Annotated in this window: 11 protein-coding genes and 1 tRNA gene; 6 read left to right on the top strand and 6 right to left on the bottom strand. The window is 57.8% G+C overall.

What is annotated here, in order from left to right; all coding sequences use genetic code 11:
* Nucleotides 1-315 precede the first annotated feature (315 nt).
* The 3 genes from MU848_RS02085 to MU848_RS02075 are packed head-to-tail and all read right to left on the bottom strand — an operon-like array spanning nt 316 to nt 3664.
* Complete coding sequence (locus tag MU848_RS02085) at nt 316-1203, bottom strand: plasmid partitioning protein RepB C-terminal domain-containing protein (RefSeq protein ID WP_247229910.1); 888 nt, start codon at nt 1201-1203, stop codon at nt 316-318.
* Nucleotides 1200-2093, bottom strand: a complete 894-nt coding sequence (locus tag MU848_RS02080; RefSeq protein ID WP_247229908.1) for a plasmid partitioning protein RepB C-terminal domain-containing protein — start codon at nt 2091-2093, stop codon at nt 1200-1202. The genes MU848_RS02085 and MU848_RS02080 overlap by 4 nt, the downstream gene beginning before the upstream one ends.
* On the bottom strand, nt 2090-3664 hold the full coding sequence (locus MU848_RS02075) for a recombinase family protein (protein WP_247229906.1): 1575 nt from the start codon (nt 3662-3664) through the stop codon (nt 2090-2092). The genes MU848_RS02080 and MU848_RS02075 overlap by 4 nt, the downstream gene beginning before the upstream one ends.
* Before the next feature lie 297 nt (nt 3665-3961).
* Between MU848_RS02075 and MU848_RS18950 the strand changes: the two genes are divergently transcribed.
* Nucleotides 3962-4093 carry a hypothetical protein gene (locus MU848_RS18950; RefSeq protein ID WP_281494267.1) on the top strand — a complete coding sequence of 44 codons (132 nt, stop codon included), beginning with the start codon at nt 3962-3964 and terminating at the stop codon, nt 4091-4093.
* 455 nt (nt 4094-4548) lie between these two features.
* Here the strand turns inward: MU848_RS18950 and MU848_RS02070 are convergent, their stop codons facing one another.
* Nucleotides 4549-5175, bottom strand: coding sequence for a TetR/AcrR family transcriptional regulator (locus tag MU848_RS02070; RefSeq protein WP_097092512.1), 627 nt, complete (start codon nt 5173-5175; stop codon nt 4549-4551).
* 122 nt (nt 5176-5297) lie between these two features.
* On the opposite strand from MU848_RS02070, the gene MU848_RS02065 reads away from it, so the two are divergent.
* The 3 genes from MU848_RS02065 (at nt 5298) to MU848_RS02055 (ending at nt 10220) form a co-directional block, all read left to right on the top strand.
* A complete protein-coding gene (locus tag MU848_RS02065) occupies nt 5298-7280 on the top strand; it encodes a flavin-containing monooxygenase (protein WP_247229904.1) in 1983 nt (660 codons plus the stop codon).
* Between the two features lie 85 nt (nt 7281-7365).
* Complete coding sequence (locus tag MU848_RS02060; protein ID WP_247229902.1) at nt 7366-8424, top strand: hypothetical protein; 1059 nt, start codon at nt 7366-7368, stop codon at nt 8422-8424.
* Nucleotides 8425-8648: 224 nt separating this feature from the next.
* Nucleotides 8649-10220 (top strand): hypothetical protein, encoded by a 1572-nt coding sequence (locus tag MU848_RS02055; RefSeq protein ID WP_247229900.1) that lies wholly within the window; start codon nt 8649-8651, stop codon nt 10218-10220.
* A gap of 337 nt (nt 10221-10557) precedes the next feature.
* Here the strand turns inward: MU848_RS02055 and MU848_RS02050 are convergent, their stop codons facing one another.
* Complete coding sequence (locus tag MU848_RS02050; RefSeq protein WP_247230094.1) at nt 10558-11013, bottom strand: YaiI/YqxD family protein; 456 nt, start codon at nt 11011-11013, stop codon at nt 10558-10560.
* Nucleotides 11014-11195: 182 nt separating this feature from the next.
* On the opposite strand from MU848_RS02050, the gene MU848_RS02045 reads away from it, so the two are divergent.
* Nucleotides 11196-12515 carry an Hsp70 family protein gene (locus MU848_RS02045; protein ID WP_247229898.1) on the top strand — a complete coding sequence of 440 codons (1320 nt, stop codon included), beginning with the start codon at nt 11196-11198 and terminating at the stop codon, nt 12513-12515.
* 48 nt (nt 12516-12563) lie between these two features.
* A complete protein-coding gene (locus tag MU848_RS02040; RefSeq protein WP_201515825.1) occupies nt 12564-12845 on the top strand; it encodes a hypothetical protein in 282 nt (93 codons plus the stop codon).
* A 91-nt stretch (nt 12846-12936) separates the two neighbouring features.
* On the opposite strand, the gene MU848_RS02035 is transcribed toward MU848_RS02040, so the two are convergent.
* A tRNA-Gly gene (locus MU848_RS02035) sits at nt 12937-13011 on the bottom strand.
* Nucleotides 13012-13194 lie beyond the last annotated feature (183 nt).

The raw sequence follows: 13194 nt of genomic DNA, 5'->3' as shown, positions 1-13194 counted from the left end.
AAACTCATACGACCTGCGACATGATGTTGAAGAGCACCGACACAGCGGTGAATAGCGCTGCCCTGGAATTTAGAGCGGCAGCTTCTCGCAGAACTGGAAACAGCCGCATCATGTCTCCGGACGAAGGGGCTGGGTCGGTGTTCTGCCCCGGAATTTTAACAGCCGCAGACCGCCACCATAAGTACGCTGACACAGCACCCGCCAGCATGCTGGCTGCGGATGCCAGTTGGTGCAATACGTTTCCCATCTTACCCTACTCAAAACATTGACTGAACATCTACCTCCTACTGTCTCGCCCCTAATTTAGAAGCCACACTATGCGGCCTTTGGGATATCAACGATCCTCTGAAATTCTTCTAAAATTTCCGGATGGCGCTGAGCAAGATATCGGACCACCCGCGCATTGCTCAGGAGCCGGTTCACGTATCCGGTCGCCAAAACAAGGTCGAGGTGATCGGCACCATAAGTCTGCTCAACCACCTTAAACTCCCGGTCTAAGCTCGCCGATTCTCGTTCCATCAGTGCGATCTGCTCTGTCGTCAGTCCTTTTATAATTTTCCGGCGCCCGGCAATCAGTTGATCTTCGGGCGTGGCTGCAACGAGAGATTTAGCATACCCTGTAGAGTAGCGGTTCATCGCGATCATTAACTCCGCGGCCTCAATCTGACGCAGAGGCTTCATTTTCCGAAGTTCTGTGAAGGCGGCGAGCGGAACATGCTTGTCACGAAGGAGGTCTGCTGCTTCTGGACATATGCCAGATAGTAGATTCCGCTTCGCCCGGATGTTGGAAATGTTGACGTTCAAGGCGCGTGCTAGGCGCTCTTCTGGTACGCCTTTTTGTACCGCGTTGAGTATCATCTTATGTTCCTGGATGATAGCTATGCGGCTCACGCGTTTGTTGTAGGTGAATGCCTCATCCTCTGTGGCGATAAGGCAGACGACTTCCGCAACTCCTTGCTCGCGTAAGATTTCGATACGGAGATGGCCATCGAGCAGGTGGTACTGATCTGGCGCGTTGCGGTCACGGATCACCACGGGCGGTTCGATTATCCCCACCTCCTTGATTGAAGCGGCGATCTGTCCGTATTTCACGGACTTTTTCACTTGGGCCGACACTTCGCGCAAGGGCAGGATGCCCGAGATGTTGATGCGAAGGGTTGCTTCTTCGAACGCTTGGCAGATGGGAAGCCGCGGCCGGGTCATTGTGTGCCGCCCTGCATTCCAAGCCGAGACGCTATGTTCTCTGGCATCATCGCGAGATCCTCATCCTCGACCAGCGCGACAAACTGCTCATCACGGCTAAGCTTGCGAAGGGCTTCCGTGATGAAGACCAGGCGGCTGCGAGTAATCTCGGTTCGGCGGATCATCACCCGTTTGCGGTCCGTCTCCTCCTGGTAGGCCTTCACCAGCGCATCGGCCGATACCTGTGGCCGTATTCTCTCTCTGCCCCAATCGAGTCCTTTCCCGCGCCGTCGCCGAATCTCTATTAGCCTCTTAGCTGCAAGAAGCTTTTTTCCCTTGAGCAGGCCCTGCTCATAGGCGCTGGCTAAAGCCGCCTGCACATCTTGATCAGGCGTATCGGCGATCTCAATCGCCACGTTGATCGGAATAGTGCCGCTTTCGACAGACTGGAGAAGACGTTGTTCCCCTGTTTCGATCAGGTGCGCGACCCAGCCAACATACTCGCTTGTCAGACCCGTGCGCCGCGCAATGTCGGGAACAGAATGCCCGCGCTGCCGCATCCCGCCTATGTCTTGAAGCAAGTCTATCGCTTTGTGCTGGCGCCGGGCACAGTTCTCTACAAGGCTGGCAACAAGGCAGTCTTCGGGATCTGCGGTGACAACGAGCGCCGGAACCTGTACCTGACCTAGCGTGCGATAAGCCTCCAAGCGCCCTTGACCACAAACCAGATCGTAATATGGGCCACCGGCCTCAGCGCGCCTGCTGACGGTAATTGGTCGCTTGAGGCCTACCTTGGCAATGTTGTCCACAATTTCCTTGAAAACCCGCTTGTTGCGGATGCGCGGGTTTACCACGGTAATCCGGTCGATGGGAATGAGTTCAACTCGTTGAGCAGGAAGAGCTTTGGTCATGCTGCATTCCTCAATGATCGGCGCGCGGCCATTTGATAAAATGCTGTAAGATCATCGAAGCGATAAGCGTCGAGCGATAGGCCGTTATACTCTGCCAGACGGAGCAGAGCCGTTCGCATGTCCAGGCGAGGTAACAGGTAGAAATCTTTGGGGGCGTCGTTGTCAGCGCCCATTCTGGCGGCAATTGTAATGTCGGGCTTTAATGCCGTATCCAATCGAACTTTCCAGCGGAGTGAGCCTCCGCCAGTATGGAAGCATCGAACGATGACGATGGATGCCGTGAATTCACGATTGATCGTCAGAAGATCCGTGTCGTCGTCAACGGCTACCGACCCCCCGATCGCTCTAATCCCTGCTACAACGTCGGCCATGACCGAGGGGTAAAGGAGGCGGAGCTTCCTGTTTGTTTCGAGGTAGCGATAATCGTGATCCGGCGAGAAGCCGACCAGGGTGTAAGCCCGAAGCAGGCTGCTAAACCGAGTTCGAAAAGCGCTGCTGGAGGGAGCACCCTCCGTCTCGTCGATGATTATACCGGACAGGCGGCCGTTGCGCCGATAAATTTCTCGGAGCGTCACGAGCATATCGTCATCCGAAAGGCGTTCGGAGCGCGCGTCGATGATGGCCCGCGCCGTTTTGAACATGGCTTCCTCGACTATCGCGTCGAATGCGCCGTCCGACCTGATCCATTGCTCAGGTACGTTCCGAACATGCTCCTGCTTCAACTTGAAGGAAGTCCGGCCCCAGACGTTGTTCCCGATATATTTCTCGTTGATTAGAAGTTGATGGACCGCGCCCCTCGTCCAGCGACGTCCCAGGTCGGTGGGAATACCACGATCGTTTAATAAGGAAGCAATTTCCCCTTCCGTCCGGCCACTTTCGACAAAGAGCCTGTAGACTTCGCGGACGATCTCGACCTCGTTCGCCGGCCCCGGCACAAGGATGACCCGGTCTGTTGCGATGCTTTTATGTTCGCCCCGCGCCAGTTCATTTTTTATCCGGCCTTCCTGATCGACTAGTACTCGGCGTAAGCCAAAACCTGCCGAGCCGCCCTGACGAAAGCCGAGGCGGATCAGGTTCGCTTGGCCCGCGAAAACCTTGACCGACAGTTCCCTACTATATTCGCCAGCCATTGCGCGTTTGACGGTTTTTATAATGGACGAACCGATGCTTCCGTCATTTTCGAACTGTTCTGCACAGTAATGAACCGAGATACCAGCGCGCCTACAGCGCAACTCATACACGGCGGCCTCGTCGGTATCCTGGAACCGGCCTAAGCGTCCTACGTCATACACAATTAGGGCTTTGTACTCTGCGGTGCCTGTTTCGATGTCATCCAGCAATCGTTGGAGGCCCGGTCGTCCTTCGATGTTCAGCCCGCTTTTCCCTTCGTCGGCATAGGTCTTTATGATTTCATAGCCACGTCGCTCGGCATATTCCCTGATGGCTCGCGCCTGGTTGTCTGTTGAGTATTTCTGATGCTCGGTCGACATGCGGACATATTCTGCCGCTGGAATACGCGACTGATCATCGTTGGCGTTCGTATCGCCGGGTTGGTTCCAGTTGATAACCATACCAGTCTCGCGCTGAGCGCCTGGTGCGCCATCTTGCCGACTTACTATGGAAGGGCGCGCAGCATGGTTCCTAAAAGCGGAAGTCGGGTTCCGAAAAGGCTCCCATATTCAGATGCGGAGATTGCTGCCATCATCAGCCGCGCGCTTGTCGCCGAACTCGGCGGTTCACGCAGGGCAACCAAGACGGTAATGAAATGGGCTCATGTTAGCGACCGATCGGCGCGAGCGTGGATCAACGGGGAATCCTGTCCCAGCTCCTGCCATCTCGTGTTGCTCGCCTCAAGATCGCGTGCGGTCATGACGGCACTGCTCGGTATGGCAGGGCACGATCATCTGGCGGTTGCCCTGGACCTGTCTGAAATCGAGCAGGAACTGGAACGTCTGGTCGAGCGAGTTCGCGAGCTGCGCAATGCATCGAAGATCGTGTGAATTGGTGTATTAGCACGGTATTAGCACGACTTTTAAATTGCATTTCTAAATCAACAGGCTATGGAGGATATATAGCTGCTGAAAATCGCAGTGTCGGCGGTTCGACTCCGTCCCCGGGCACCATTTGTTCCTAATGCCCTGAAACGCCAGCAAACCGTCTAAAAGGCGGTCTTGAGTTTCTTTATGGCAAGGAGCGTTAGATTGCGGCGCTTCAAAATGCAAATCTCGCTCTGTTGAAGCCGCTATCGGCGCTGCGCCAGTGCCTTGAATGTGTCCGCCATTACCAGCTTGGGGAGATGCAACCGACCAAGAACAAGGAAGTGGAAGACCGCGGCGATATCAACAAGTCGGGACGCTCTATAATCATTTTACAGATAAGCTTGGCTTGTTCAGCGCCTGCATAGAAGCGGAAGCAGTCAATTTTCCCAAGCCTGCCTAGGCCGGACGCCAGCCAATTACGAGATGCGACTTGTGATACCGTTTAAGAATATGTTGGTTACGAGCTTTGCGTGCCCAGCCATTTCTTCATCCGTCATCAACTCTCCCCCGAACAGCAATCGCCTCTGCCACTCGCCAAGAGCCATGACGACGAATTGCTTGGCCAAAGGGTGGCTCTCTGCCGGATCGACGCCTTCCGCCTCCAGGAGTCGAGCGACAGGGCTGACCTGATGCCGTTCAAACTGCAGGCGAGCGATCTTGCGCAGTTCGTCGAATTCGCTGCTCTCCCGGTAAATCAGCCGTGCCATTTGAGTGCTTTGCGTCGAAAATAGCTGCCGCTGCATTTCGGTGGCGTAGGTGATGAGCTGCGTGTGGAGGTCGCCCTTCAGATCGGGGAGTTCCGGCCGGATCTGCGCACCAGAATGTTCGAGGCAGGCTTCGAACAGGGCGAGCTTGTCAGGGAAGTGATTGTAGAGCGTGCGGCTCGACACCTGAGCCTTTTCGGCAATGTCGCGCAGCGACGCAGCATGAAATCCAGTCCGTGCAAATTCATTGAGCGCAACCAGGATCAGGTTGTTGCGCTTCTGTTCGGCCACCTCTGGCGTTGGGCGGCCTGCCCGCCTCTTGATGCTCTGTCCGTCCATATCCAGCCTCGTTGCGCAGCAAAGGCGCAAATAGCAAGCCTGCCACCATTGACGATTTACACATGGAAGTGTAATTCAATTTAAATTGAGTTCTGCGAACGAGGACATTCAGGAGAGACAGGATGCACGCCCCGGCCACTAATAATGATTCTCGGATACATGCCGCGATCGACGCGCTTGACCCCACCATGGCGCTGATGGCGCTGATCCAGATCACCGGCGACCGTACGTTGCTGCATCATTATTGGGATGCGATCGACGGACGACAGGAAGAGCTGATCGAGACGTTCGTGGATATCCACGCGCATGAAGAGCGGCCGACCATTGATCCGGCGATCGCCGCCGAAATTCGCGATCGCCTGCGCCTCGCGGTGAAGTCGGGCAAGCCGCCGGTCATGCCGCAGCTGGACCGGCCGATGTTCAAGCGGATGAGCCGTCTGCTGCTGGGTCAGGACCTGCCGGAAATGTCCGTGGATGTTGCTTTCCAGCATGCCGGCTTCACCACCGACACGCGCGTGCGCAAGGCGGCGGACGTGCCGCCTGCCGATTTCAAGGTGATCGTGGTCGGCGCGGGAATGATGGGTATCAACGCCGCGATCAAGCTGCAGCAGGCAGGTTTCGACTTCACGGTGCTGGAAGCGATGGACACGGTTGGCGGCAACTGGTTGACCAACACCTATCCGGGCGCTGCGGTCGATACACCGAGCCGCATCTATTCCTTTTCCTTCGAACCCAATGCGTCCTGGACCCAATTCTATCCGCGCGGCCCCGAATTCCTATCTTACCTCGACCGCGTCACCGACAAATATAATCTGCGTGATCGTATCCAGTTCGGAACCTGGGTCGAAGGCGCGGAGTGGGACGAGGCACGCAAGATCTGGACCGTGAAGGCGGTACGGAACGGCAAGCCCGAAACTTATGAGTGCAACGTCCTCATCATGGCGGTGGGGCCGAACAACAATCCCAACTATCCCAAGGTCAAGAATCTGGACTCGTTCAAAGGTCCCGTGATCCATTCGGCCGCCTGGGATCATAGCGTCGACCTTGCCGGCAAGAAGGTCGTGCTGGTCGGCACCGGCTGTTCCGGCGTGCAGGTGGCGACCGCGATCGCCGACAAGGTCGGCGAGCTGATCATCGTCCAGCGCCAGCCCGAACACATCATCCCTAATCCGCAGGCGCATGCGCCGGTGGCGGAACTGGAGCGCTGGGCCATGGAGCATGTGCCCTTCCTGGCGCAGTGGAAGCGGTTGCAGAGCCTGCACAGTCAGATGCGCGACATGCATGGCATGATCATGAAGGACGAGGACTATGCCGCGAAGACCGGCGGCTTCGGTCCGATCAACGATGGCATGCGGATGATGTGCGAAGGCTATCTGAAGAGCCATTTCCCCGACGATCCGGAAATGGTGGAACTGCTGACGCCCAACTTCCCGGTCTTCGCCAAGCGTCCGATCCTCGATTGCGGCTTCTACGATACGCTGAAGAAGCCCAATGTGTCGATCGTGCGCGGCGAATTGGCGGAGGCCGATGCGAACGCGGTCATCCTGGCGGATGGTACGCGGATCGAATGCGACGTGCTGCTGCTCTCGACCGGCTACAACCTGCATTTCGGGCGGCAGTTCGACATTCGCGGCGCTGGCGGGAAGACGTTGAAGGACGCGTTCGATCCGCATCCCTTCTCCTATGAAGGCATGTTGATCACCGGTTTTCCCAATTTCGTCTTCATGGGCGCTCCCTACAGCTATCTGGTCGCCAACCATGCGGTCGTCAGTGAACAGCAGGTCCATTACATCGTCGAACTGCTGCAATGGATGGTGGACGATCATCTGTCGTCCTTTGACGTTTCTCAGCAGGCAACGGACGCCTTCATAGACGATGTCGATACGAACTTGGCGAAAACCGCTTGGGTGCAATGTGGCAGCGCCCATGGCTATTATCGGGACAAGGGCGGTGACGGGCAAAAGAAGGTCATCCTCGCGATCCCACGCCATAACTCGCGCATCTGGCACGATCTGCGTAGCCCACGTGAAGAGGATTTCAACGTGACGCGCAAGGACGGCGACGCTCCGGCCACACAGCGTGAAATGGAAACGCTGACGATTTGATCCGCTTAGGGTGGCTTTGGTGCCTACAGGCCGGCCACCCTCATTCCTATGCGATGACAGTTGCAAGAAATTGGAGACACAGATTATGCTTCGCCATCTCGCCGAAAACTTCCGTCCGGTCGCTCCGCCCCAGCTGATCGACGACGCCTATAGCAACGATCAGCACGCAAGACTTTTGCAGGTCGTGCGGGATAATGGTCCCTGGCCGCTGATCATGGCCGAAAATTTCAAGACGCCAGAAGAGGTGATCGCGACGACATCCGGCACCATTCCCGAAGGTGTCAAGCTGACCTGGGACATGATCGGCCTCAATCCGGTATTTCGCGGCTATCTGGCCAAGGGCGGCACTTGTTTCTACCCGGAGATCGAGGATTGCTACTATAATTCCCGCTTCCTTGAGCTGGTCCGCAACTATTGGGACTGCCAGTATGCGGAGCCGGAAACTTTCCTCTTCAATATTCAGGGTCCGACCCCAATCGGCGGCCCTCCGCATCTGGACGGCACGGTTTTCCGTGGCCTGACGATGGAGAATACCCCGCTGTGGCTGCTGCTGACCATGGCGAAGTCCTGCCTGTTCGATCGCTGGCGTTCGAAGAAAGGCCAGGTCATCGCCTGGTATTATAATGGCAAGATTGGCGGCGGCTTCAACTGCTGGCCCAATGGTCCGAGCGGCGAGCCGTTCCAGATCAACGCGCCGATGTGGGGCCGCGCGGTGGTCGTGGAGAACGAAATGATGTTCCACCACGGTCAGGCTACGGGCCCCGTCGCACTGCGCAAGCCGCAAGGCATGGACATCAGCTCGACCTTTGGCGCCGATCCGCAGGACCCGACCGGCTGGCAGATCGAAACCTTTGGAGAGGTCAACCAGAAGGTGCCTGAGCAGGAAATGCGCTTCCTGGTCCATTGGGGCGCACGCCTGTTCAAGGACATGGATGATTTCCGGCTGACCTATGATCATCGTGACGACATCACGCATGAACTGGCGATCAACATGCTGATGGACGACATGAAGAAGCGTGGCGTCCAGTTCGAGGTGCCGACCGATCCGATGAACGACAACAGCTTCGTAGGCCTGCTCGCCCGCGTCTATGACATTGGCGGCCCTACCAACATCCCAGCTGACGCCATGGACGAAGCCGCCTGAGGGCGGCTTCCCCGGTTCGCCTGGCTCAACAAGGAAGCGACCGCGTACGGCTTCAGGGGTTTTGTCAGGTCGTGATTGCCAATTTCTCGTGGCCAAAGGTGAGCGCCTCGGCGGGGGCAATTGATCTGCCTTATCGGCTACTTTGCTTAAATGCACGGTTTACTGTAATATGGCGGCTTGTGTGAGCATCGCATGGTGGCTGCGGACGAAGCTTGGAGAGAAGTGTGCCGACTGTTGACGAGATTGCAGTGTCGATTGGCGCGCGATGCCCGATCGTGGCCAATGGCGGCGCAGTAGTCACAGCACATGCAGCGCATGACAGCGCCCAGCTTCATCATCTGCCTCATGGAACGATGGTTGTCTGCGCGGAGAAGTCGAGAGATGATAGCGGACGGGAGCGGGTCCGCATCGCCAGCCCCAATGGTTGGGTGGATGCCGAGGCGCTTGGTGCCGCCGTGCCTTTTTCGAAGACAGCCTTAAGTTATGATGACTTTCTTGAACGGCATCTGTGCATCACGCCGGGTGACCATTATGGCTTGGAATTCCCCATTGATCTAGCGGGACTGCGCAAGGCTGGCCCCGCTTTTCTGACTGCCGCGTTCCACGCTGCCGAAGTCTTGTCGCGGGACAATCAGGTCACCGCTATCGTCGCTCTCGACAAGTTGGATATTCGTGGCGCCTCGGAAAACGGCCTCCTGACCGTGTCCTATGCGCGCGACGAGCCGGGCTTGCAGACCGAACTATTCGTGAAATTTCCCCCAAGTGACGTGCATCATAAATATGGATTGCTTCGGCTGTCCAATGGCGAAATCGAATTAGGACGCCTTTCCCGGGAACGGCAGCTCCCCGTTACTGTTACCCGTTATTATTTCGGCGACTACAGCTCCTACACCGGCAACTATATTCTGATAACCGAGCGGGTTCCCTTCGGGATCGATCCTGTGGAGCCCGCCTATCGCAAGGGGTATGACCATGAGGTGCCCAGCGTGGAGGAACATTATGAAGTTCTGACGCGCAACCTCGCCCGTCTGGTCGCCGCACATAAACGAGGCGGCCTGGGATATGATATCGAGGCCATCTTTCCCTTCGGCAAGGCCGCGCCGGATTTCCAGCGCATCGAGAATCCCGAACCGCAGCTTGATCGACTGATCGACTTTATCGGACGCGTTGCCCCCCAGATCTTTTCACCGGCGGTGACACAGCCGGAATTCCTTAAGAAGTGGCGCGAAGACGTGCTGTTTGGACTGGAGCATAAGGACAAGCTGCTCGCCTATATGCTGTCCAATCCCGACTATACCGGTCTATGTCACATCAACCTGAACATCGATAACGCTTGGTTTTGGCGCGATGAGAACGGCCTGCTTCAAGCAGGAATACTCGATTGGGGCGGGGCAGGGCAGGCGAGCATCGCTCAAGCGCTGAGCGGCATGCTCATGATGCCAGAGCCTGACAAGCATCTCGGCTTGGTCAAGCGCGTGATCGAAATCTTCATAGAGGAATGCGCCGCCCAAGGGTGCCCGCCGATCGACAAAGAAGAACTATATTTTCAATATAAGGCGTCGATTTTTTCAACGGCTATTTTCATGTTCGTCACCATCCTTTCGGATGCACTGGACTATTTTCCCGAGGAATATTTGGCATCACTTGAATGCCGAACTGATCCTCGCCTGCTGGAAAGCGGCTTTTATAGTGCGGTGGTCTGGATCGAGAACATGCTGCAGGAATGGCTCGACGAGGTTACCCCAGGGGATGTGTGCCGTCAGATCGTCGCTCGTACGCGATGCAGCAGTAGCTAAACTAAAACTGACGAAGAAGATCTTGGTGCTGGCGCGCCGCGCGAGTTGAACAATCGATCGCGCGGCGTACCTTCCGGAACAGAAACAGTCTGCAACCGACATCCGCTGACATATGTTGGAACAGACGCCCACAGCCGTTCGGCCCGCGGCATACAGGCCCGGAATTTTCTTGCCTTGTTCATTCACGACCGCTCCGTTGCTTTCGGCGACCTTCAGCGCGCCTCCGTCTTGGCCTAGCGGAAACTGATCGTCTCTGTAGAACTTGTTCAAACTCTGTGAACCAGCGCGATGGATGTGCGCGGCTCGCGTTCGATAAATTGTTGGTCAGCGCCTAGGTTCACCGCTTGAGCCGGACCACCGTCTGATCCAGGATGGAGAGAAAGCGAGACCGATCCGCCTTCGCGAACGGCGCTGGTCCACCAAGACCATCACCCATCGCTCCCGCGCGTAAATCCGCCATGATGGCCCGGGTCGCAACGGCATTGCCGATGGAAGCGCTGGTGAATTGCCTTCCTGTTGGCGCGACCACCGCCCCGCATCCGGCCTTCAGACATCGGTCGGCCAGCAATATGTCTGCGGTTATCACGACAGAGCCTGCATCCACGTGCTCCACGATCCAATCGTCCGCTGCATCAAATCCGTCGCTCACCACCACGCGCAAGATGAGTGGATGTGCCGGTATGCGAATGGGACTGTTGCTGACGACGATGACAGGCACGTCGTATCGCCATGCGACTTTGTAGGTCTCATCCTTTACCGGACAAGCATCAGCATCAATGAGGATTTGGGGCATCCAGCGGATGTAGAGGCGATCGTCTGAAAAGGGGAGAGCCTTCGACAATGTCTGAAACTTTGCCGAGCCTACATGATCCTGCCCGATGAAGGCGCCTGTGCAGACGGCTGGTTGCGCCGCGCGCCCATGCCTGCAATAGCCGCCCGCCCGCCTTCATCCCTACTATCACATGGACAGCAATCATGATTTCGCTCGCTCGGTCGGCCGGTATCGATTTCGGCACCACCAATTCGGTCGTTGCACTGGGCGGTGTGGATGGCGAGGCGACCATGGTGGGCTATCCGGCGCCTGGCAACAGCGGCTCCATCTTCCGCTCCGCCCTGTGCTTCTGGGAGGATGATGCTGCGGCCGGTGGCGTCGCAAAGGAAGCCGGGCCGTGGGCCATCGCCGAATTCCTGGAATTTCCCCAAGGCAGCCGCTTCCTGCAATCCTTCAAATCCGTCGCGGCGAGCAAGGCGTTCGAACATGCCACCATCTTTGAAAAGCGGCTGCGTTTCGAGGAACTGGGTCATGTGTTTCTTGATCGCTTGCGGGCGCATGCCGCCGACGCATTGAAGGATCTGCCGTCGCGCGTCGTCGTGGGCCGCCCGGTGCGCTATGCGGGGCAGCGCCCGGACCGCGCGCTTGCCCGCCAGCGATACGACCTCATGTTCGCCGCCCTCGAACGGGAAGTCCATTATGTCTATGAGCCCCTAGGTGCCGCCTTCAGTTTCGCCGCGCGGCTGGACGAGCCCGCCACCCTGTTGGTCGCTGATTTTGGCGGCGGCACCAGCGATTTTTCCGTCGTGCGGATCGAAGCGCCGGGGGCCGCGCGACGCTGCACGCCGCTTGGTTCCGCAGGTATCGGCATAGCGGGTGATCGCTTCGATTATCGCATCATGGATAAGCTGGTCCTGCCGATGCTGGGCAAGGGCGGCACCTATACGTCCATGGGCAAGGTGCTGGAGATACCGGCGGGCCATTTCGCCGATTTCGGCGACTGGGCCCGGCTGGCGCTGATGCACAACCGGCGCACCCTGGCCGAGCTGGAGAAGCTGAAGCGGGCGGCGGGCGATCCTGCGGCAATTGGCCGGATGATCGCCGTGGTGGAAAATGAGCTTGGCTATCCGCTCTATGACGCGGTCGGCCGGTTGAAGCGGGCGCTTTCGACCGACGAGCACGCGCATTTCCATTTCGACAGCGCCGGGGTGCAAGTCGAGGCGGATGTCAGTCGCGCCGATTTCGAAAGCTGGATCGCCCCCGACCTCGCACGCATCGCGACGACGGTGGACGTGGCGCTGGATCGGGCTGGGATCAGGGCGAACGCGATAGATCATGTCTTTCTGACCGGCGGCTCTTCGTTGATCCCTGCCGTGCGTCGCTTGTTCGAGGCGCGCTTCCCCACCAGCCATATTGCGAGCGGCGATGAGTTGACCTCCATCGCCCATGGCCTGGCGCTTATCGGCCAGCAGGACAGTATCGCCGAATGGACGGCGAGTAACGATGAAGCAGAACAGGTCTGATTGGGAAAACGGACCTGAGAGGCCGAACGTCATCAAGGATCGTGGTCAGTGCCTAAGCTGCTCAGAGCCCAGGTGGACATGGCGAACCTTCAGCACGTCCTGCCGACTCAGAATGCCGATGATCTGAGAGGCGGAAGGATCGACGATGATGATGCGGCCGACCAGATCGGCGGCCCGTCTCCCGACATCGTCGCGGCGCTGGACGCGATCGAAGAGGCAATTGTGGAGACGCTCGCGACGACCCCAGCCTGTCGCTTGTGGCGAGTACGCCAGCTAGCGGACGTCGCCCAACGGGTGCGGAGACGGCGGAGGGCAAATCATCAATCCTGAAGTCTGCACCCCAATTCGGCCTCAGAAAGCCGAAAACGAAAAGTCCGCCCAAGGCGGTCCGTCGTAAACGCCTTAATTTATCTGAGAAAACTGGAGCGGGCGAAGGGATTCGAACCCTCGACCCCAACCTTGGCAAGGTTGTGCTCTACCCCTGAGCTACGCCCGCTCTGGCGGCCGGAGGAAGTCCCTCTCGGCGGGTGAGGCGGGCAACTAGCAGCGGTTGGGGAGGTCGGCAAGGGAGAATTTGACCTTGGCTGAAATTTATCCCGCCAGCGGCCGCGCGCGGCCCTGCCGCCGGAATGCGGCTTGGCTGGGGCAAGCTCTCGCCCTATCTCTGCTGCCGCACCTT

Source organism: Sphingobium agri, assembly GCF_023051225.1.
Taxonomy (GTDB): domain Bacteria; phylum Pseudomonadota; class Alphaproteobacteria; order Sphingomonadales; family Sphingomonadaceae; genus Sphingobium; species Sphingobium agri.
Note: the sequence above shows the minus strand (reverse complement) of the source record. Positions and strands in the feature narration are given on the sequence as shown.

Coding starts and splice junctions, on each gene's coding strand:
- MU848_RS02085 (WP_247229910.1), bottom strand. CDS start 1,203: ATGACCCGGCCGCGGCTTCCCATCTGCCAAGCGTTCGAAGAAGCAACC.
- MU848_RS02080 (WP_247229908.1), bottom strand. CDS start 2,093: ATGACCAAAGCTCTTCCTGCTCAACGAGTTGAACTCATTCCCATCGAC.
- MU848_RS02075 (WP_247229906.1), bottom strand. CDS start 3,664: ATGGTTATCAACTGGAACCAACCCGGCGATACGAACGCCAACGATGAT.
- MU848_RS18950 (WP_281494267.1), top strand. CDS start 3,962: ATGACGGCACTGCTCGGTATGGCAGGGCACGATCATCTGGCGGTTGCC.
- MU848_RS02070 (WP_097092512.1), bottom strand. CDS start 5,175: ATGGACGGACAGAGCATCAAGAGGCGGGCAGGCCGCCCAACGCCAGAG.
- MU848_RS02065 (WP_247229904.1), top strand. CDS start 5,298: ATGCACGCCCCGGCCACTAATAATGATTCTCGGATACATGCCGCGATC.
- MU848_RS02060 (WP_247229902.1), top strand. CDS start 7,366: ATGCTTCGCCATCTCGCCGAAAACTTCCGTCCGGTCGCTCCGCCCCAG.
- MU848_RS02050 (WP_247230094.1), bottom strand. CDS start 11,013: ATGCCCCAAATCCTCATTGATGCTGATGCTTGTCCGGTAAAGGATGAG.
- MU848_RS02045 (WP_247229898.1), top strand. CDS start 11,196: ATGATTTCGCTCGCTCGGTCGGCCGGTATCGATTTCGGCACCACCAAT.